Source organism: Rathayibacter sp. AY1B7, assembly GCF_002932735.1.
Lineage (GTDB): Bacteria > Actinomycetota > Actinomycetes > Actinomycetales > Microbacteriaceae > Rathayibacter.
Genome location: NZ_PSWK01000018.1, coordinates 1 through 19,742 on the forward strand (window position 1 = coordinate 1; position 19,742 = coordinate 19,742).

A 19,742-nucleotide genomic window follows, 5' to 3' on the forward strand; every position below is an offset into this window, starting at 1 on the left:
GCTCCGGGGAGGCGGCGGGCGCGCCGGCCCCCGCTGCCGCCGCGCCCGCCGCCTCCCCGGAGCCCACCGACTCCAACCCCGGCTACGTCACCCCGCTCGTGCGCAAGCTCGCCGGCGAGAACGGCATCGACCTCTCCACCCTCACAGGAACCGGAGTCGGCGGCCGCATCCGCAAGCAGGACGTCCTCGACGCGGTCGAGGCCGCCAAGTCGGCTCCGGCCGCCCCGGTCTCGGCGCCCGCCGCCGCAGCCGCCAAGGCCGCGCGCACCCCGCTCGAGACGTCGCCCCTCCGCGGCACCACGCAGCCGATGTCGCGCCTGCGCAAGGTCCTCGCGCAGCGCGCCGTCGAGTCGATGCAGACGAGCGCCCAGCTCACCTCGGTCATCGAGGTCGACGTCACGGCGGTCGCCCGCTTCCGCGACTCGGTCAAGAAGAGCTTCCAGGAGAAGACCGGCGCCAAGCTGTCCTTCCTCCCGTTCTTCGCCCTCGCGGCGGCCGAGGCGCTCAAGGCCTACCCGGTGATCAACTCGACCCTCGACGGCGAGTCGATCGTCTACCCGGACCACGAGAACATCAGCATCGCCGTCGACACCGAGCGCGGCCTGCTGACCCCGGTCCTCAAGAACGCGTCCGAGCTGAACCTCGCGCAGATCGCCTCCACCATCGGAGACCTGGCCGAGCGCACCCGCAACAACAAGCTGAAGCCCGACGAGCTCGCCGGCGGCACCTTCACGCTGACCAACACCGGTTCGCGCGGGGCCCTGTTCGACACTCCCGTCGTGTTCCTGCCGCAGACCGCGATCCTCGGCACCGGCATCGTCACCAAGAAGCCGGCCGTCGTGCAGGTGGACGGTACTGACGCCATCGCGATCCGCTCGACCGTCTTCCTCGCGCTCTCGTACGACCACCGCACGGTCGACGGAGCCGACGCGGCGCGCTTCCTGGTCGCGATCAAGGAGCGCCTCGAGGAGGGCTCGTTCGAGAACGACCTCGGCATCTGACACGCTCCCCCTGAGCGCGCCTCTCACGAGGCCGCTCCGGTGTAGACGTCGCGGATGAGCCAGCCGGCCTCCGTCCTGATGATCAGGACGGAGGCCGCTGTCGTCCCCGGGGCCGTCCGGAGGTGCACGACCGCCGATGCCCCGTTCACGTCGACGAGGACGGCCGACGCCTCCCCCGTCGCCGGGACAGCGGAGGCGGGGCCGTCCGCTGCGTCGCCGAGCGGCGAGTCCGCCGTGACCAGACCGCGGACGCACTCCCGGTCCCCGCACGCGCGCACCGCGTCGATCAGCACCTCCGCCGCCTGCTCCGCGTCGAGTGAGGTCGCCGCGACCGGAGCCGGCGGTGCCGCGGTCGCCACCGCCGGCGGAGCCGACCGAGCCGGAACGGGCGCGGCTGCGGTCGACGCCTCCGCATCCTGCACCTGCCGATCGGGCCCGCCCGCGAGCGAACCGGCGAGCACCGCTCCCAGCACGATCGCCGACCCGACGGAGAGCGGTCCCCGACGCCGGACGACGAACGCCCGGAGGCGGTCCTGCCAGCCGTCGAGCGGATGGACCCGCCTGTGCCGGGCAGCCGGAGCGGGCACCGCCTCCCGACCCCGTGCATCCGCGCCGGACGTCGGCAGCGCCCGCACCGCCTCGCCTATCCCCTGCGGATCAGCGAGTCCGTAGAGGTTGCCCTCCAGCGCCAGCAGGTCGCGGTGCCGCGCGAGGGCGGCGACCGGCAGCGCCGGGCAGAGCATTCCGAGGCGCTCCAGGACCCGCTGCAGCGCGTCGCGCGCCGCACGCGGGGTGTCGACGGCGGGCGTCGTCAGCAGCAGCAGCGGCCGACCCTCCTCCGTCAGGCCGATGTCGTCCGTCGTCGGAGCCAGCCATGCTCCCTCGAGCGCGGCCGACCGGACCGCGCCCACCACGGGGGCGAGGAGGGTGACCGCGGCGCCGAGTGCGATCCCCCGCTCGACCCGCAGGAACCTCTCGAGTGTGGCGACGACGGGAGGGGCGGTCGAGACGATGCGCCTCCTCGGAGACGACTCCACCCGGACGATGCGCTCGCGGTGGCGGTGCTCGGCGAGCCGAGCCACCGGCGACGCCTGCAGCGCCTCGGCCTCCCGCGGCCGCATCGTCCGCTCGGCCGACGGTGCGGCGTCCGGCGCAGGCGTCCACCGCCTCCCCGTCCGCGCTCCGCCGATCCTCCGGCCCTGGACCGTCCCGCTGCTCGTCATGAGGCGAGCCTGACCGCAGGCCGAGGCGGAGGACGCCCGCCGATCCCGATCGGTGGACGGATCGGCGCACGTGCCCTCTGTGGAGGAGTCGGATCCGCGTCCGGGGTCCGCCGCCGCGCTCCCGCTCGGTATCCTTGACGTCATGGCACGCAGCACGGAACCGTCGACGAAGGCGGTCAAGGAACCCGGACGTCTCAAGCAGATGTGGCAGGTGTTCCAGATGACCCGCCGCTACGACAGCAGCGCCGTCTGGATCATCCTCCTCGCGCTCCTGCTCCCGATCCTGCTCGGCGTGCTCCTCGGCATCCTGCTCGGCAACGGCAACGGCTTCGTGATCGCGCTGTGGATCATCGTGGGCGTGATGGCCGGCCTGGTCGCCGGACTCGCCGTGCTCTCGCGTCGCGCCGAGCGCGCCGCCTACGGGCAGATCGCCGGGCAGCCCGGCGCGGTCGGCGCCGTCCTGCGAAGCGGACTGCGCGGCACCTGGACCGGCGGCGAGATGCCCGTCGCCGTCAACGGCAAGACCCAGGACGCCGTCTACCGCGCCGTCGGCCGCGGAGGCGTCGTGCTGATCGCGGAGGGCCCCGCCTCCCGGACCAAGCGCATGCTCGAGGACGAGCGGCGCAAGGTGTCGCGGATCCTGCCGAACGTCCCCGTCACCTTCGTGCACGTCGGCTCCGACGCCGATGCGACTCCGCTGCACAAGGTGCCGAGCCGCCTCTCGAAGACGAAGAAGGTCCTCACCAAGGCCGAGGTCCTCGCGGTGAAGAACCGGCTCTCCTCGCTCAACACGTCGCTGCCCATCCCGAAGGGCGTCGACCCTTTCAAGGTGCGCCCTCAGCGATCGCGCTGACGCACGACGCGACAGGCCGGTCGGGATCTCTCCCGGCCGGCCTGCTTCGTCTGCGGCACGTCAGTAGCGGACGAGAACCGTCCCGGCCACCTTGTCGTGGAAGCCGCGCTGGTCCGAGTCCCAGACGAGCGCCGGCACCAGCACGGCCAGCAGCACAGAGCGCACGATCGGGCGCCACACGCCGACCCAGCCCCCGCCGAGACGGATGACGCGCATCCCGAGCAGGCGGTGCCCGATGCTGCCGCCGATGGTGGGGATGAAGACGACCTGCAGCAGGACGAACAGCAGCAGGCTCGCCCAGCGGTCGTAGTCGAAGAACGCGAGCGACAGCAGAGCGGCGACGGCGAAGTCGACGGCCAGGGCGGCGATGCGGCGGCCGGACCGTCCGACCGAGAGGCGGCCCTCTCGGGGGAGGCCGAGACGCTCCCCCGGGTACGAGCTCGGGGCGGCGTCGGCGAAGGTCCTGCGGTCGGCGGCTGGCATCCTCCGATCCTATCCGCGGCGTCTCGGAGCGGACCGAGGAGCGGGTGGTCCGGCAGACGACGTGGAGCCCGACCCCGGACGGGCCCCGTAACATGTCGGAAACAACAGGGACACGGTGGGGAAACCCCCCGTCACTACCCTGGAACGGCTGCGCTCTGCAGCACCCCGTTACGCCATTGGAGACCTTTGCATGTTTAAAGATTCTTCCGAGGTGCTCTCGTTCATCAAGGACACGGACGTCAAGTTCCTCGACATCCGGTTCACCGATCTCCCCGGTGTCCAGCAGCACTTCAACATCCCCGCCTCGACTGTCGATGAGGAGTTCTTCTCCGTTGGTCAGCTCTTCGACGGGTCCTCGATCCGCGGATTCGCGAACATCCACGAATCGGACATGCAGCTGATCCCTGACGTGACCACCGCCTACGTGGACCCGTTCCGCGTCGAGCGCACGCTGATCCTCGTCTTCGACATCTACAACCCGCGCAACGGCGAGATCTACTCCAAGGACCCGCGTCAGGTCGCGAAGAAGGCCGAGAAGTACCTCGCGTCGACCGGCATCGCCGACACCGCGTTCTTCGCCCCCGAGGCGGAGTTCTACATCTTCGACGACGTCCGCTACGAGATCACGCAGAACTCCGCGTTCCACTCCGTCGACTCGGTCGAGGGCGCCTGGAACTCGGGACGCGTCGAGGAGGGCGGCAACCTCGGCAACAAGACGCCCTACAAGGGCGGCTACTTCCCGGTGAGCCCCGTCGACAAGCAGGCCGACCTCCGCGACGACATCTGCCTCAAGCTGATCGACGCCGGCCTCATCCTCGAGCGCTCGCACCACGAGGTGGGCACCGGCGGCCAGGCCGAGATCAACTACCGCTTCGACACGATGGTCCACGCGGCGGACGACATCCTGAAGTTCAAGTACATCGTCAAGAACACGGCCGAGCAGTGGGGCAAGACCGCCACGTTCATGCCGAAGCCGCTCTTCGGCGACAACGGCTCGGGCATGCACACCCACCAGTCGCTGTGGAACGACGGCACGCCGCTCTTCTACGACGAGAACGGCTACGGCGGTCTCTCGGACCTCGCGCGCTGGTACATCGGCGGCCTGCTCAAGCACGCCCCCGCCGTCCTCGCGTTCACGAACCCGACGGTCAACTCGTACCACCGCCTGATCCCGGGCTTCGAGGCGCCGGTCAACCTGGTCTACTCGGCCGGCAACCGCTCCGCGTCCATCCGCATCCCGATCACCGGCACGAACCCGAAGGCCAAGCGCATCGAATTCCGTGCGCCCGACGCCTCCGGCAACCCGTACCTCGCGTTCGCCGCGCAGCTGATGGCGGGTCTCGACGGCATCAAGAACCGCATCGAGCCGCACGAGCCGGTCGACAAGGACCTCTACGAGCTGCCCCCCGAGGAGGCGAAGCTCATCCCGCAGGTCCCCGCGACCCTGGGCGAGGCGCTCGACGCCCTCGAGGCCGACCACGACTTCCTCCTCCAGGGCGGCGTGTTCACTCAGGAGCTCATCGACACCTGGATCGAGTACAAGCGCGAGAAGGAGATCAAGCCCCTCGCGCAGCGTCCTCACCCGTTCGAGTTCGAGCTGTACTACGGGGTCTGATCCCGTAGCACTGCCGAAGGGCCGTTCCTCCTCGGAGGGGCGGCCCTTCGCCGTCCCCGGCGCGCGGGCGTCAGCGGTAGGAGGGAGCGTCTCCCGCGGCCGGCCCGTAGAACAGGCGCTCGAAGACCGCGCGGGAGCGGCGGGTCACGCCGAGGTAGTCGTCCTCGAGCGCCGTCGCGGACCCGGCCGGGTACTCCAGCAGGCGCGCGACGCCCTCGAGCTGCCGACGGTCGGTCGGGAGGACGTCGCTGGTGCGGTTGCCCCAGAGCGTGGTGCCCGAGCGGACACGGGACGCGAGGATCCACGCGGCACGCAGCCGCTCCGCGTCCTGCGGGCCGACCATGCCCTCCTCCTCCGCGACCGCGAGGGCGGTGAGGGTCGAGGTGGTCCGCAGCGCCGGGGTCCGCCGCGCGTGCTGCAGCTGGAGGAGCTGCACCAGCCACTCGACGTCGCTCAGCGATCCGCGGCCGAGCTTGAGGTGACGGCGCGGGTCGGCGCCCTGCGGCAGACGCTCGCTCTCGACCCGTGCCTTGATCCGCTTCACCTCGCGGATGTCGCGGTCGGAGACCGCTCCCGGGTAGCGGACCCCGTCAGCCAGCTCCTCGAAGTCCTCGATGAGCGCCTGGTCCCCCGCCACTCCCCGCGCCCGGAGCAGCGCCTGAGCCTCCCAGGTCAGCGACCAGCGGGCGTAGTAGGCGCGGTAGGAGTCGAGGGAGCGCACGAGAGGCCCGTTCTTGCCCTCGGGCCGCAGGTCGGCGTCGAGGTCGAGCGGCAGGCGGGAGTCCTCCGTGAGCCGGACCAGCTCGGCGACGACGAACTGCGAGTAGAGCTGGGCCTGGTGCGGCTCGGCGGTGCCGGGGCGCTGGACGTACATCACGTCGGCGTCGGAGCCGAAGCCCAGCTCCGCTCCCCCGTACCGGCCCATGCCGATGATCGCGAACTCCGCGTCGGCGCCGGGCCGGGTCGCGCTGCCGCGCCGGATGGCGGCGAGCACACCTCCCAGCAGTGCGCTGATGATGTCGGTGAGGCTGGTCGCGATCTCCTCGATCGAGCTGAGGCCGAGCACGCCCCCCATGGCGGTCCGCAGCACCTCGCGCCGGCGCATCGAGCGGAGGACCGAGGCGACCGCGTCGGGCGTCTCGTGCCGGGCGAGCACGGCGCGCACCTCCTCGGCGAGCTGGGCGGCGCTGCGGGGGCGGAGGGCGTCGTCGTCCTCGAGCCAGGCCGCCGACTCCGGGATGCGGTCGAGCAGCTCGCCGACGAAGCGCGATCCGGAGAGCACCGTGGTGAGCCGTTTGGCGGCTCCGGACGAGTCGCGCAGCATCCGGAGGAACCAGGGCGTCCCGCCCAGTGCGTCGCTGAGGCGCCGGAACGCGAGCAGGCCGTAGTCGGGGTCCGGTCCGTCGGCGAACCACTGCAGCATCACCGGCACGAGGTGGCGCTGGATGCTCGCGCGGCGCGAGACGCCCGAGGTCATCGCGGCGATGTGGCCGAGCGCCCCGCGGGCGTCCGCGAAGCCGATGGCGGCGAGGCGCGCCTCCGCCTGGCCGGTGGACAGCTCGGCGCCGCCGTCGGAGAGCGCGGCGACCGCGGAGAGCAGCGGACGGTAGAACAGGCGCTCGTGCAGGCCCCGGACGCGGTGCTTGATCCCGTTCCAGACGCTCAGCAGCTCCTCCGCCGTGCGGGCGAGCCCGCTGGAGCGGGCGAGGGTCCGCAGCTCGTGCTCGTCCCGCGGCATCAGGTGCGTGCGTCGCAGGCGCCGCAGCTGGAGGCGGTGCTCGAGCAGCCGGAGTGCTCGGTAGTCCTGCGCGAACTCCTCCGCGGCGGAGCGGCCGATGTACCCGCGGTCGGCGAGGGCGCCCAGGGCGAGCAGAGTCCCGGGCATGCGGATCTCGTCGTCGGTCTGCCCGTGGACGAGCTGGAGCAGCTGCACCGTGAACTCGATGTCGCGCAGTCCGCCGGGACCGAGCTTGATCTGGTAGTGGACGTCGTTCTGCGGGATGTTCTCGGTGACCCGCTCCCGCATCCGCTGCACCGACTCGACGAAGTTCTCGCGGGAGGCGCTCGACCAGACCTTGGGCGCGACCGCGTCGACGTACGCCCGCCCCAGCTCCTGGTCGCCGGCGAGCGGGCGCGCCTTGAGCAGCGCCTGGAACTCCCAGCTCTTCGCCCACCGGTCGTAGTAGGTGATGTGCGACTCGAGGGTGCGCACGAGCGCGCCCTGCTTGCCCTCCGGGCGCAGGTTCGGGTCGACCTCCCAGAGCTCCGGCTCCATCGCCAGCGCGGAGGTCCCGCGCATGAGGAGCACGGCGAGCCGGGTGGCCACGTCGATCGCACGGGCGTTCGTCAGCTCCTTCTCCGGGTCGCCCTCGGCGACGAAGATCACGTCGACGTCGCTGACGTAGTTGAGCTCGGACGCTCCCGCCTTGCCCATGCCGATGACGGCGAAGCGGGTGGCGGCGACCTCGTCGCGGCCGAAACGACCCGGGCCCGTGCCCTCGACCAGCTCGGTCCGCGCCACGGCGAGGGACGCCTCCAGCGCGGCTCCGGCGAGGTCGGCCAGCGCCCTCGTCACCCGGTCGATCGCCGCGACGGGGTCGGCCTGGCTCAGGTCGTGGACGACGATCCTGGTGAGGAGGCGGCGGTACCGCACGCGCAGCGCCGTCCAGCCCGCCTCCTCCCGGAGCGACGAGAAGCCGTCGACGGCGCCGACCGACTCGAGCAGCTCGGCCTTCATCTCGGCGCGCCCGGGGAGCGTGCGCACCGGCTCGAGCACGCTGGCCAGCTCGTCGGGCCGGCGCTGGAGGAAGTCGGCGAGGCCGGAGGAGGCCCCCACCACCAGAAGCAGCCGGGTCAGGGCCTCGTCGTCGGCGAGGACCGCGTCCATCCGGTCGCGGTGCCGCCGCAGCAGGTCGATCAGAGCGAGCAGCGCCTCGTCCGGGTCCGCCACCCGGGCGAAGGAGGGCAGCACCGACTCGAGCTGCCGCCCGGCGAGCTCCTCCGCCTCGGCCAGCCGCGCCCCGGTCTCGCCGAGCGCGGCGAAGCCGAGGCGTGCGACATCGCGGAGGGAGCGTTCACGGGGCATGGCCGAGGCGTCAGAGCATCTCGAGATTGCTGCGCAGCTCGTACGGCGTGACCTGGGCGCGGTACTCGGCCCAATCCTTCCGCTTGTTGAGCAGCACGAAGTTGAACACCTGCTCGCCCAGCGTCTCGGCCACGAGCTCGGACTCCTCCATCAGCGAGATGGCGCGGTCGAGGCTGGCGGGCAGAGCGCCGTAGCCGAGCGCCCGGCGCTCCGCGTCCGAGAGGGCCCACACGTTGTCCTCGGCCTCGGCCGGGAGCTCGTAGCCCTCCTCGATGCCCTTGAGCCCGGCCGCCAGGAGCAGCGAGTACGCCAGGTAGGGGTTCGCCGCGGAGTCCAGCGCCCGGTACTCGATGCGCGACGACTGCCCCTTGTTGGGCTTGTAGAGCGGAACGCGCACGAGGGCGGACCGGTTGTTGTGGCCCCACGAGACGTAGCTGGGCGCCTCGTCGCCGCCCCAGAGCCGCTTGTAGGAGTTGACGAACTGGTTCGTCACGGCGGTGATCTCGGGGGCGTGCTTGAGCAGGCCCGCGATGAACTGACGGCCGAGCTTCGAGAGCTGGTACTGGGCGCCCTGCTCGTAGAACACGTTCACGTCGCCCTCGAAGAGCGAGAGATGCGTGTGCATGCCCGAGCCGGGGTGCCCGGAGAGCGGCTTCGGCATGAACGTCGCGTAGACGCCCTGCTCGATCGCCACCTCCTTGATCACGGTGCGGAAGGTCATGATGTTGTCGGCCGTGGTGAGCGCGTCCGCGTAGCGGAGGTCGATCTCGTTCTGGCCGGGGCCCGCCTCGTGGTGGCTGAACTCGACCGAGATGCCCAGATCCTCCAGCATGCGCACGGAGCGGCGGCGGAAGTCGTGCGCCGTGCCTCCGGGGACGTTGTCGAAGTACCCGGCGGAGTCGACCGGCTCCGGACCCTCGGCGCCGAAGGACGACGACTTGAGGAGGTAGAACTCGATCTCGGGGTGCGTGTAGAAGGTGAACCCGCGCTCGGCCGCCTTCGCCAGCGTGCGCTTGAGCACGTTGCGCGGGTCGGCGACGGCGGGCTGGCCGTCGGGCGTCGTGATGTCGCAGAACATCCGCGCCGTCGGGTCGATCTCTCCGCGCCACGGGAGGATCTGGAAGGTCGACGGGTCCGGATGCGCGAGGACGTCGGCCTCGAAGGAGCGGGTGAGGCCCTCGATGGCGGAGCCGTCGAAGCCGAGCCCCTCCGCGAACGCGCCCTCCACCTCGGCCGGCGCGATCGCGACCGACTTCAGCGTGCCGACGACGTCGGTGAACCAGAGGCGAACGAATTTGATCCCTCGCTCTTCAATGGTGCGAAGAACGAAGTCCCGTTGCTTGTCCATCCAGACCCCTCCTGTTTCGACCCTCAGGCTACTGCCTCCGACCGGGGCCCGCGGGGCGCGCGAGGTGCGCCGTAGACTGGCGCCCATGTCAGCGCAGCCCGTGAAACGCGTTCGAACCCGCCACTTCCAGAACGCGAAGGACTCCGGTGTCCGCATCACCGGGCTGACCAGCTACGACCAGCTGACGGCGAAGATCTTCGACGACGCCGGGATCGACTTCCTCCTCGTGGGCGACTCCGCCGGCAACACGGTGCTCGGCTACGACACCACTCTGCCCGTCACCGTCGACGAGCTCATCCCGCTGGCGCGCGCCGTCGCCGGAGCCGTCGAGCGCGCCTTCGTCGTCGCCGACATGCCCTTCGGCTCCTACGAGTCGGGTGCCGACGACGCGCTGCACACGGCGTTCCGCTTCATGAAGGAGACGCACGCGCACGCGGTGAAGCTCGAGGGCGGAGTCCGCTCCGCCGAGCAGATCCGGCGCATCGTCGAGGCGGGCATCCCCGTGATGGCGCACATCGGCTTCACGCCGCAGAGCGAGCACGGGCTCGGCGGTCACATGGTCCAGGGGCGCGGCGAGGGCATCGAGCAGCTGCTCGCCGACGCGCGCGCCGTCCAGGAGGCCGGGGCGTTCGCCGTCGTCCTCGAGATGGTGCCCGCGGACGCGGCACATCAGGTGACGGAGGAGCTGCGCATCCCGACGATCGGAGTCGGAGCGGGACCGCACGTCGACGGACAGCTGCTCGTGTGGACGGACTTCGCCGGATTCACCACCGGCCGCATCCCCCGCTTCGTGAAGCAGTACGCGGATCTGCGCGGCGTGCTCACCGGAGCGGTCACCGCGTTCCGGGACGACGTGGAGTCCGGCGCCTACCCCGGCGCCGAGCACAGCTACGAGTAACCGCCGTCAGCGGTCCTCGGCGGCGTCCTCCTCGGCCCACTTGCGGCTGTTCTCGTGCAGCCGCTCGAGGGCGTGCTCCGCCTCCTCGCGAGAGGAGAAGGGTCCCACCCGGTCGACGGAGGGGGACACGAATCCCTGCTCCACCGTGCCGGCCTTGAGGTTGTACCACCAGGAGTTCGCGTCGCCGTCAGCCATGCCGCGATCCTACGCCGCAGCCCGCGTCGGTCCGCACCCCCGCCCTTCGCTAGCATGGCCGCTATGACTGCTGCGGCGACCGCCATCGGGATCGACATCGGGGGAACGGGCATCAAGGGGGCCTCGGTGGACCTGGCCGCGGGCACCCTGCTCAGCGACCGGATGAAGCTCGCCACTCCCCCGGGAGGCACGCCGAAGGACATCGTCGCCACCGTCCAGCAGATCCTCGAGAAGATCCCGGACCTGCCCTCGGACACCCCGGTCGGCATCTGCTTCCCCGCCGTCGTCGTCCACGGACGGACGATGTCGGCGGCGAACGTGTCGGACGAGTGGATCGGCCTCGAGGCCGAGAAGCTCTTCGAGGACGCGATCGGCAGGAACATCTTCTTCGTCAACGACGCCGACGCGGCGGGCTACGCCGAGTCGCGCTTCGGAGCGGCGAAGGACAAGAAGGGCCTGGTCATCATGACCACCCTCGGCACCGGCATCGGGACGGCGCAGATCCACGACGGGATCCTCATCCCCAACGCCGAGCTCGGCCACCTCGAGATCCACGGCGGCGACTACGAGAAGAAGGCCTCGTTCGCCGCCAAGGAGCGCGACGACCTCGACTACAAGCACTGGGCGAAGCGCCTGCAGCGCTACTACTCCCACCTCGAGGCGCTGCTCTGGCCCGATCTCTTCATCGTCGGCGGCGGCATCTCCAAGCACCACGACGAGTTCCTCCCGCTGCTCGACCTGCGCACCCCGATCATCCCGGCGGCGCTCCGCAACAACGCCGGCATCCTCGGCGCGGCCGCACTCGCAGGGCGGGGCTGAGTCTTTTTCCTCGGCGGTCCCCGCCCGCCGAGGCGCGGTCGGCCTCGGGAGGTGACGCGATCCGGGGAGCGGGGTGCGGACGGCTACGGCGAAACGCTGGCACGCGTTTCGCCGGTTCGCCTGGTGCGTGGCGCCATGGCGGACGGACGTGATCAGACTTTCAGGGTTCAGCGGTCGCGGTGAGCCAGGACGGGGGCGGGGGCACCTGGTCCTCGGCGTCGATCCGCAGCGGCGTCTCAGGACCGTCCTCCGGGACCGTCGCCTGCCGGACGTCGTGCTGCGCCGCGTCGTCCGCAGGAGGCAGCGCGAGAGATGGACTGCGCCAGTCTTGACGAGTAGCCGCGCAAGGATGTATCGAGACCCCGGAACCGCCACGGCAGGCCGTCGCGCTGCCTGCGGGCGGGAGCGCGAGCTCGGCGACCGGCGGAGACACGAGATGCCCCGCCGGGGCGGGGCATCTCGTGGCGAAGGGGTCGGCTGATACGCCGGGTTCTGTTCACGCCGCGCCTCTCGGCGGGCGCTGGACGGCCATCTCTCTCGGAGCCACGTCGCCGTGACCCTCCAGCGGTCTACCCGAGGACCCGACGAGCAGCCGCATCGTCCTCTGTCTGACCTTGCTCCGGGCGAGGTTTACCGAGCGGACCGGATCACTCCGGCCCCTGGTGGTCTCTTACACCACCGTTTCACCCTTACCGCCGGCCGGAGCCGACGGCGGTCTGTTCTCTGTGGCACTGTCTCGCGGGTCGCCCCGGGTGGGTGTTGCCCACCGCCCTGCTCTGCGGAGCCCGGACGTTCCTCGGCACCACGGCTCTCGCCGCGGTGACGCGACCGTCTTGCCGGCCCGTTCGCCCGTCCAGTGTACGGCTCAGGCGAGGGTGGACTCCTCGCCGCGCACCAGGATGCAGCCGCTGTCGGGGCAGAGGACGACCTCGTCGGGAGCGGAGGCGCGGATCCAGGAGAGGTCCGACTCGGTGAGGGCCACGCCGCTCCCCTCCGACACCTTCCCACGGAGGAGGGCCGCGCCGACCCCGTAGCGGGCGCGCTGCTTCTCGTACAGCTCGACCAGGTCCTCCGGAAGCGTCGTCACCAGGTCGGCGCGGTCCCGGGCGAGCGCCTCCTGCTTGTCGCGGAGCTTCTCGGCCTGCGCGTCGCGCTCCTCGGCGAGGGTCCCGAGCGAGGCGACGACCTCGTCGCGCTCGGCCTGAGCCGCGGCGACCTCGGACTCGATGCCCTCGATCCGCTCCATCAGGGTCAGCTCGATATCCTCGAGGTCTCCCCGTCGCTTCACGAGGGAGGTGATCTCGCTCTCGAGCGCGGCGATGTCCTTGGCCGCGGATGCGGTCTGCAGGCGGTCGCGATCGCGGGTGAGCCGCTTCTCGACCACGCTGACGTCGGACTCGATGCGCCCGAGCTCGGTGCGCACGTCCTCGAGGCGCCCTGTGCGCTCGGCGAGGGAGCGGCGGGTCTCGTTGTCGCGGGCCTGCATCGCCTGGATCCGCGCGATCTGCGGGAGCGTCGCGAGGGCGTGGCGCAGCTGCGCGCCCCTCGTGTCCAGACTCGCCAGAGTCAGGAGTTCGCGCTGGTGTGCGGGGCTGGCTTTCACGTGGCGGTCCTCGTTCCCGGCGCGCAGTACGGGCGCGCCGCGTCCATTCTCCCGTGCCCGCGGCGGGTCAGTGCACGATCGCGAAATCCCACGGGTCGGTGCGGGTCTCGCTCACCTCGACGGTGACCGTGGGCAGGGCCTCCCGCAGCGCGGTCGCGGCGACGTCGAGCCACAGCCACTCGCTCGCCCAGTGCGAGACGTCGATGAGGGCGGGGCCGGTGCCGTGCAGGGCCTTCTCGCGCGCCTCGGACGCCGGGTGGTGCCGGAGGTCGGCGGTGATGAAGACGTCGCTCGTGCGGACGGCGGGGGCGTCCAGGAGCGAGTCCCCCGCTCCCCCGCAGAGCGACACGCGGCGCACGGGCGTCTCGTAGGCGCCCGCGGCCCGCACTCCCCCTGCGGTGGCCGGCAGGAGCTCGGCCACGGCTCCGGCCAGGCGTCCGAGCGTCACCTCCTCGGGCAGGTCCCCCACTCGGCCGAGCCCGACCGACGGGTCGGCGCCCGGGACGAGCGGAGTCGCGCCGGTCAGGCCGAGGCGGGTGGCGATCACGTCCGAGACCCCGTCCGCGACGATGTCGGCGTTCGTGTGGGCCGAGATCAGTGCGCAGCCGCCCCGGATGAGGTCCGCGAGCAGGCGGCCCTTGTAGCCGTCCTCGGCGATCGAGGTGACGCCGCGCAGCAGCAGCGGGTGGTGCGCGACCAGGAGCTGGTATCCGCCGTCGACGGCCTCCGCGACGGTGTCGGAGACCACGTCGACCGTGAGCAGGATCCGCTCCACCGCGGCGTCGGGGTCGCCGGTGACCAGGCCGGGCGCGTCCCAGCTCTCGGCGGCCGCCTCCGGCCAGAGACGGTCGATGACGGCATGGACGTCGCGCAGTGAGGGCATGCGTCCAGGGTAGGGCCGCTCAGGGCGGCTGGTCGGTCTCCACGGCGCGGATCTCGGCGCTGGCCGCCGCGTCCAGGTCGGCTCGCGGCGGGTCGTCCGACTCCGGCAGGCGGACGGTGATGCCGCCGTGCTGCTCGATCTCGAGCAGGCCCGCGACTCCGGAGGCGGCGAGCACGTGGCCGCCGGTCCCGCCGGTGGTGTCGACGACGTGCGTGTGCAGGCCGGCGACGCTGATCCCCTGGAACGGCTGCGGGCCGACGGGGCCCAGCAGCGTGCCCTCGACGCCGGTCAGCCGGACCTCGTGCTGGTCGCGCATCGCGTCCGCCAGGCGGCGGTAGGGCTCCGCCTGCGCGATCGGCCGGCGCAGGGTCGGCGTCTCCACCGCGCGCGCAGGCGGACGCCGACGAAGACGTCCGGACAGGGCACGAGCGAGCGCACCGCGGCCGGTCCGCCGAGCGGCGCGATCGGGAGCCGTCGCGGCGCACGGTCGGTGGTCCGTGCTTGCCTGGGGACCATGAACGAGTACCTCCCCTGGGCCGTCGCGGCCGCCCTGCTCCTGGCCCTTCTCATCACGGTCGTCGCCGGCCGCCGACGGCGCACTGCGGCGAGAGCGGCGGCGGAGCAAGCCGCGGAGGAGGCCTCGGAGGAGCACCAGCGCACGATCGCCGAGCGCGACCGGAGCCACGAGGCGGCGCTCAAGGCATTGACGCGCGCGCGCGACGCCGAGCGCGACCTCAGTCGGACCGAGCTCGAGACGGCGCAGGAGGAGGTCGAGCAGACCCGTGACGCGCTCGCCAGGACCTGGAGCAGCGAGGCCGTCTCGCACACCCTGATCCGGGAGGCGTGCGCCTCGGCGGGGCTGTCCGGCGTCCTCGCCACGAACGTCGTCTTCGTACCGGTCGAGGCGCGCACGACGCGCCGCTTCCTCGCGCAGATCGACCATCTGCTGCTCACCCGGCACGGCGCGCTCATCATCGAGGCCAAGTACTGGCAGGGGGGCGTCTTCGACGGCGTGCGACCCGGTACCGTCCACCCCTCCTACGGCGTCCTCCTCGACGAGGACGCCCTGCCCGAGGCCTTCGCGGTTCAGATCGCACCGGGGACGGTGTCGCGGTGGACGGTGCGCACGCATGTCGAGCAGCACGTCCCCGCCCGGCAGGTCCGGATCCAGGCCGCGAGGCTCAAGGAGCACCTGGCCCTGAACGGTCTGCCCACGCCGTGGTTCGAGACGGCCGTGCTCTACAGCCACCCCGACGTCAGGACGTACGCGCCCGGATGGCAGGGCACGGGAGCGGCACGGACGAGGATCCTGACGGGAGTCGACGAGCTGACGGACGCTCTGGCCGATCTCGCACGGCGCCCGGGCACCACGATCGGGGAGGACGCCTGGGGCGAGCTCTCCGGATTCCTCGCCGGATGCGGCGGCCATGTGGAGCCGGTCGGGCCGACCCGTGCGTGACCAGCAGGGGGACCCGGTGGCCGGACGGGCACGGTCCTGGCTGGCCTGACCGGCCTGAGCCGGACAGGACGGCGCCGGACAGGACGACGCCAGACCCTGTATCGCCGGGAACGACGAAGGTCCGCACTCCCGGAGGAGTGCGGACCTGTTCGGTGGATCCGAGGGGATTCGAACCCCTGACCCCCTGCATGCCATGCAGGTGCGCTACCAGCTGCGCCACGGACCCATGTTCTGTTCTGTCTTGCTTCGTGCTGTCCTGCGCTGTCTCCGCCCGGCGGAAGCAACTCGAATAAACTACAACACGATTCGCGTGAAGTGAAATCGAGCGCTGTCGCCGGGCGTGTTCGTCAGTTCGAGGACGTCGACGAGTCGACGGCGACAGGCTGCTCGAGGGTGAACGGCACCGTTGGGCAGTCCTTCCAGAGGCGCTCGAGCGAGTAGTACATGCGGTCCTCCTCGTGGAAGACGTGCACGACGAGGTCGCCGAAGTCGAGGAGGATCCAGCGGCCCTCCGCACGGCCCTCGCGGCGCAGCAGCTTGGCGCCGGAGTCGTTCAGGCGGTCCTCCACCTCGTTCGCGATCGCGACCACGTTGCGCTCGGAGCGGCCGGTGGCGAGGAGGAAGATGTCGACCAGCGGCAGCGGACCCGAGACGTCGAGGGCGACGAGGTCCTCACCGCCCTTGGAGTCGGCGGCGGTGGCCGCGAGCTGGAGCAGGGCGCGGGCGGAATCGGTCGCAGTCATGAAGCCTTCAGTGTCGGTGGTGGAGATCAGAAGATGTTGAGCACGAAGCCGCCGATGAACAGCGCGATCGCGCCGACCAGCAGGACGGCCGCGGTGATCGCGAGGACCACCGGGACGCTCACGCCGGCGCGCTTCTGCGGCGCGATCATCGAGGTGCCGGCGGCGTGCGTGGAGACGGCGCTGGACGCCCGGACCGGCTCGGACTCGCCGGCGGGCTGCTCGCGGTCGATGCGGTCGACATAGCGGTCCACATCGGGCGAGTCGTAGAGGTTCGGGTGCTGGCCCGTGGAGCCGAGGCTGCGCGGGAGGTCGAACGAGCCGGTGACGAGGATCTCCCCCGTGTCCGTGCCGACGGTCGCGCCGGGGCCCGTGGTCGGCAGGATCAGCGCGTTGGTGGTGGTGACGGCACCGGTGGCGGCGACTCCGCTCGCGATGAGGGAGTCGAACGAGGCGTCCACCTCCTCCTTCGACTTGCTGTCGAGCTCCTCGGTGATGGCGAGGTGCTCGATCGGCGGCTCGAAGCTCCCGGTGATCTCGGTGGCCTTCTCGTCGGAGATGTCGAGGGATCCGCCCACCGACGCGAAGAGCGCGGTGTTCAGGTGCGGCTGCTCGGGCTGCTCGCCGGCCGTCGGCTGCTCGTCGTCCGCGTCCCGCTCGTCGGAGGCGTCCGCGGACGGCGTCTCGTCGTCGGAGGAGGAGCTCTCGATCTCGGCCTCGTGCACCTCGGCCGCGTCGGCGTCCGCGGTCGCATCGGTGGCGGACTCGTCCGCCTCCTCCTCGGACGCCTCGGGGGCGTCCTCGGTGACGACGTCCTCGTCGCCCTCCGGCTCCTGCTCCGCTGCGCCCTCGGGCACCGGCTCCGCATCACGGGACTCGTCGGCCGCCTCGATCACGGGGACCGCCCCGGTCGGCGGGAGCGCCGAGGCGCGCTCGAGGGCGCCCTCGACGTCGTCGGAGCGCTCGTCGTCGGACCGCTCCTCGTCGGCGGGCGGCTCCGCCTCCGGTGCGGCGGCGACCTTCTCCGCCTGCTGCTGCGCCAGCAGTGCGCGCAGCTCCCGACGGGTCAGCTGGCGGCCCGTGGCGTTCTCGGTGGCGACGATCTCCATCGAGGAGGTGCGCAGGTCGGGCTCGCTCGCGGGGCTCGGCTCGACGGGGGTGATCCGCAGGGCCTGGGTGGGGGTCAGCACCGGCATATCGCCGGCGGTGGTGGCGGTCGCGGTGGCAGCCCGGCGGGACGTCGTCGGAACGGCGGCGGTCGTGGCCGCACCGGCCTCGCGCCTCTCGCGCTCGCGGATCTCGCGCCGGGTGAGCGGCTTCTCCTCGGGCTGAACTGTCATGACGTGCTCCGATACAGGTGGTGCTTCGAGATGTACTGGACGACACCGTCGGGAACCAGGTACCAGACCGGATGACCCCGGTTGACGCGGCTCCGACAGTCGGTCGAGGAGATCGCCAGTGCCGGAATCTCCAACAAGGATACGTCCTGGGCCGGCAATCCCGAAACGTTGAGGACGTGCCCCGGCCGGCTGACGGCGACGAAGTGGGCCAGCTCCCACAGCTCGTCGTAGTCCTTCCAGCTCAGGATCTGAGCGACCGCGTCCGCGCCGGTGATGAAGAACAGCTCGGCGTCGGGGTGCGCGGCGTGGATGTCCCGCAGGGTGTCGATCGTGTAGGTCGTGCCGATCCGGTCCACGTCGACGCGGCTGACGGTGAAGCGCGGGTTCGACGCCGTCGCGATCACCGTCATCAGGTACCGGTGCTCGGCGGAGGTCACCGTCTTCTTGTGCCACGGCTGGCCGGTGGGCACGAAGACGACCTCGTCCAGGTCGAACGACTGGGCCACCTCGGAGGCGGCGACCAGGTGACCGTGGTGGATCGGGTCGAAGGTGCCGCCCATCACGCCGATGCGCGGACGCCGCGGGCCTCCGCTCGCGGCGGACGTCACGATCGCTCGGCTCCCCGCCTAGTGTCCGTGACCGTGCTGGTCGTGGGAGCCGGCACCGGTCTTGTGCGAGTGGCGGTTCGCCACGTCCCGGTAGCTCCAGGTGACGAAGCCGAGGGCCGTGAAGGCGACGGCGGCGATCAGGCCGAAGACGATCGGGGGGAACGGCAGCTCCGTGTGGGCCGCTGCTTCGGCGAGGACGGTCGTCGCGAGGGACATGCAGTGCTCCTTGGAGGTCGTGGTCGCCCCGGCGGGGCTCCGACGAGTCTACCCGGACGCCGCTCGACGGCGGATCGCCGGTCCGGGCGCTAGGCGCGGACCTGTCCCGCGCCGCGCAGCAGCCACTTCGTGCTGGTCAGCTCGGGAAGGCCCATGGGGCCCCGAGCGTGCAGCTTCTGCGTCGAGATGCCGACCTCGGCGCCGAACCCGAACTCCCCGCCGTCGGTGAAGCGGGTGGAGGCGTTGACCATCACGACCGCGGAGTCGACCTCGGCGAGGAAGCGCTCGGCGCTCCGGAGGTCGTTCGTCACGATCGACTCGGTGTGGTGGGTGGAGTACCGGTCGATGTGGGCCATCGCGGCGTCGAGGTCGTCGACGATAGCGACGGCGACGTCGAGCGAGTAGTACTCCGCGGACCAGTCCTCATCGGTGGCGGGCACCGCGTCGGGCCAGAGCGCCGCGACGCGCTCGTCGCCGTGCACGGTCACTCCCGCTTCCGCGAGCCGGCCGAGGACGGGCGGGAGGAGGCGCTCGGCTGCGTCGCGGTGGACGAGGAGGGTCTCGAGGGCGTTGCAGGTGCTCGGACGCTGCACCTTGGCGTTGTGGACGATGTCCACGGCCCACTGCTCGTCGGCACTGGCGTCGAGGAAGACGTGGACGACTCCGGCGCCCGTCTCGATCACGGGGACCGTCGACTCCGTCACGACCGACTCGATGAGGCCCGCGCTCCCTCGCGGCACCAGGACGTCGACGTAGCCGCGCGCTCGCATGAGGGCCTTCGCGCCCTCGCGGCCGTGGTCGTCGACCGTCTGCACCAGCTCGGCGGGCAGGCCGACGGAGGCGACGGCCTCCTGCAGCAGCTCCACCAGGACGCGGTTCGTGTTCTCCGCGGCCGTGCCTCCGCGCAGGATCACGGCGTTCCCGCTCTTGAGGGCGAGCGCCGCGATGTCGATGGTGACGTTCGGGCGCGCCTCGTAGATCGCTCCGACCACGCCGAACGGGACCCGCACCTGGGTGAGGGAGGCGCCGTTGGGCAGGTTCGATCCCCGCACCGTCTGCCCGACCGGATCGGTGAGCCCGACGACCGCGACGACGGCGTCGGCGAGGGACCCCAGGCGCGCCGCATCGAGGCGGAGGCGGTCCTGCAGGCCCGCGCTCATGCCGCTCTCGCGACCCCGCTGGAGGTCGAGCTCGTTCGCCGGGACGACGCGCTCGGCGCTCGAGCGCACCGCGTCGGCGATGGCGAGCAGAGCCCGGTTCTTGAGGTCGGTGGTCGCACTGCGGAGGGAGCGCGACGCGACGCGGGAAGCGGCGAACCGCTCGGTCAGCGCACTGCTGTCGGGGGTCGTCTGCGGCATCCAGCCAGTGTAGAG

Annotated in this window: 19 protein-coding genes, 1 tRNA gene and 1 other RNA gene; 6 read left to right on the plus strand and 15 right to left on the minus strand. The window is 71.6% G+C overall.

The window, feature by feature from the left end; all coding sequences use genetic code 11:
• Nucleotides 1–1,001, plus strand: a 1,001-nt coding sequence (gene sucB, locus C5C95_RS10875; RefSeq protein ID WP_104324430.1) for a 2-oxoglutarate dehydrogenase, E2 component, dihydrolipoamide succinyltransferase, incomplete at its 5' end; no start/stop codon positions are given.
• Nucleotides 1,002–1,024: 23 nt separating this feature from the next.
• Here sucB and C5C95_RS10880 read toward each other — a convergent pair.
• Nucleotides 1,025–2,224 (minus strand): hypothetical protein, encoded by a 1,200-nt coding sequence (locus C5C95_RS10880; protein ID WP_146087075.1) that lies wholly within the window; start codon nucleotides 2,222–2,224, stop codon nucleotides 1,025–1,027.
• Nucleotides 2,225–2,366: 142 nt separating this feature from the next.
• On the opposite strand from C5C95_RS10880, the gene C5C95_RS10890 reads away from it, so the two are divergent.
• Complete coding sequence (locus C5C95_RS10890; protein ID WP_104223728.1) at nucleotides 2,367–3,077, plus strand: DUF4191 domain-containing protein; 711 nt, start codon at nucleotides 2,367–2,369, stop codon at nucleotides 3,075–3,077.
• Between the two features lie 60 nt (nucleotides 3,078–3,137).
• Here C5C95_RS10890 and C5C95_RS10895 read toward each other — a convergent pair whose 3' ends face one another.
• Entirely contained in the window at nucleotides 3,138–3,560 is a 423-nt protein-coding gene (locus tag C5C95_RS10895; protein ID WP_104223667.1) for an RDD family protein, read from the minus strand.
• 190 nt (nucleotides 3,561–3,750) lie between these two features.
• On the opposite strand from C5C95_RS10895, the gene glnA reads away from it, so the two are divergent.
• On the plus strand, nucleotides 3,751–5,175 hold the full coding sequence (gene glnA, locus C5C95_RS10900) for a type I glutamate--ammonia ligase (protein WP_104223668.1): 1,425 nt from the start codon (nucleotides 3,751–3,753) through the stop codon (nucleotides 5,173–5,175).
• 70 nt (nucleotides 5,176–5,245) lie between these two features.
• Here glnA and C5C95_RS10905 read toward each other — a convergent pair whose 3' ends face one another.
• Both C5C95_RS10905 and C5C95_RS10910 read right to left on the minus strand, forming a co-directional pair.
• Complete coding sequence (locus tag C5C95_RS10905) at nucleotides 5,246–8,260, minus strand: bifunctional [glutamine synthetase] adenylyltransferase/[glutamine synthetase]-adenylyl-L-tyrosine phosphorylase (RefSeq protein WP_104226710.1); 3,015 nt, start codon at nucleotides 8,258–8,260, stop codon at nucleotides 5,246–5,248.
• Between the two features lie 10 nt (nucleotides 8,261–8,270).
• Nucleotides 8,271–9,608, minus strand: a complete 1,338-nt coding sequence (locus C5C95_RS10910; RefSeq protein WP_068253236.1) for a glutamine synthetase family protein — start codon at nucleotides 9,606–9,608, stop codon at nucleotides 8,271–8,273.
• Between the two features lie 85 nt (nucleotides 9,609–9,693).
• Here C5C95_RS10910 and panB point away from each other — a divergent pair, with 85 nt between their 5' ends.
• Nucleotides 9,694–10,506, plus strand: a complete 813-nt coding sequence (gene panB, locus C5C95_RS10915) for a 3-methyl-2-oxobutanoate hydroxymethyltransferase (RefSeq protein ID WP_104262800.1) — start codon at nucleotides 9,694–9,696, stop codon at nucleotides 10,504–10,506.
• Nucleotides 10,507–10,512: 6 nt separating this feature from the next.
• Here the strand turns inward: panB and C5C95_RS10920 are convergent, their stop codons facing one another.
• Nucleotides 10,513–10,701, minus strand: coding sequence for an SPOR domain-containing protein (locus C5C95_RS10920; RefSeq protein WP_104223671.1), 189 nt, complete (start codon nucleotides 10,699–10,701; stop codon nucleotides 10,513–10,515).
• A 63-nt stretch (nucleotides 10,702–10,764) separates the two neighbouring features.
• On the opposite strand from C5C95_RS10920, the gene ppgK reads away from it, so the two are divergent.
• Complete coding sequence (ppgK, locus tag C5C95_RS10925) at nucleotides 10,765–11,520, plus strand: polyphosphate--glucose phosphotransferase (RefSeq protein WP_104223672.1); 756 nt, start codon at nucleotides 10,765–10,767, stop codon at nucleotides 11,518–11,520.
• Nucleotides 11,521–11,985: 465 nt separating this feature from the next.
• Here the strand turns inward: ppgK and rnpB are convergent.
• The 4 genes from rnpB to C5C95_RS17470 form a co-directional block, all read right to left on the minus strand.
• Nucleotides 11,986–12,364, minus strand: an RNA gene (gene rnpB, locus C5C95_RS10930) — RNase P RNA component class A.
• A gap of 21 nt (nucleotides 12,365–12,385) precedes the next feature.
• Entirely contained in the window at nucleotides 12,386–13,123 is a 738-nt protein-coding gene (locus tag C5C95_RS10935) for a zinc ribbon domain-containing protein (protein ID WP_104226713.1), read from the minus strand.
• 67 nt (nucleotides 13,124–13,190) lie between these two features.
• Nucleotides 13,191–14,006, minus strand: a complete 816-nt coding sequence (locus tag C5C95_RS10940; protein WP_104223674.1) for a Nif3-like dinuclear metal center hexameric protein — start codon at nucleotides 14,004–14,006, stop codon at nucleotides 13,191–13,193.
• 19 nt (nucleotides 14,007–14,025) lie between these two features.
• Nucleotides 14,026–14,388, minus strand: a complete 363-nt coding sequence (locus C5C95_RS17470) for an acetolactate decarboxylase (protein WP_181125657.1) — start codon at nucleotides 14,386–14,388, stop codon at nucleotides 14,026–14,028.
• Nucleotides 14,389–14,520: 132 nt separating this feature from the next.
• Here C5C95_RS17470 and C5C95_RS10945 point away from each other — a divergent pair, with 132 nt between their 5' ends.
• The gene (locus tag C5C95_RS10945; RefSeq protein WP_146087076.1) at nucleotides 14,521–15,465 is read left to right on the plus strand and encodes a nuclease-related domain-containing protein; all 945 of its coding nucleotides are present in this window, start codon (nucleotides 14,521–14,523) and stop codon (nucleotides 15,463–15,465) included.
• Between the two features lie 153 nt (nucleotides 15,466–15,618).
• Here C5C95_RS10945 and C5C95_RS10950 read toward each other — a convergent pair.
• The 6 genes from C5C95_RS10950 to C5C95_RS10975 all read right to left on the minus strand — a co-directional run bounded on the left by C5C95_RS10950 (nucleotide 15,619) and on the right by C5C95_RS10975 (nucleotide 19,727).
• A tRNA-Ala gene (locus tag C5C95_RS10950) sits at nucleotides 15,619–15,691 on the minus strand.
• A gap of 121 nt (nucleotides 15,692–15,812) precedes the next feature.
• Nucleotides 15,813–16,208: a ribosome silencing factor gene (gene rsfS / locus C5C95_RS10955; protein ID WP_104223676.1), complete on the minus strand. Its 396-nt coding sequence runs from the start codon at nucleotides 16,206–16,208 to the stop codon at nucleotides 15,813–15,815.
• Nucleotides 16,209–16,234: 26 nt separating this feature from the next.
• Entirely contained in the window at nucleotides 16,235–17,545 is a 1,311-nt protein-coding gene (locus C5C95_RS10960; RefSeq protein ID WP_104324434.1) for a hypothetical protein, read from the minus strand.
• The gene (nadD, locus tag C5C95_RS10965) at nucleotides 17,542–18,153 is read right to left on the minus strand and encodes a nicotinate-nucleotide adenylyltransferase (protein WP_104223678.1); all 612 of its coding nucleotides are present in this window, start codon (nucleotides 18,151–18,153) and stop codon (nucleotides 17,542–17,544) included. The genes C5C95_RS10960 and nadD overlap by 4 nt, the downstream gene beginning before the upstream one ends.
• 18 nt (nucleotides 18,154–18,171) lie before the next feature.
• Nucleotides 18,172–18,369 (minus strand): hypothetical protein, encoded by a 198-nt coding sequence (locus C5C95_RS10970; protein ID WP_104223679.1) that lies wholly within the window; start codon nucleotides 18,367–18,369, stop codon nucleotides 18,172–18,174.
• Between the two features lie 89 nt (nucleotides 18,370–18,458).
• Nucleotides 18,459–19,727: a glutamate-5-semialdehyde dehydrogenase gene (locus C5C95_RS10975; protein WP_104324435.1), complete on the minus strand. Its 1,269-nt coding sequence runs from the start codon at nucleotides 19,725–19,727 to the stop codon at nucleotides 18,459–18,461.
• Nucleotides 19,728–19,742: the final 15 nt, after the last annotated feature.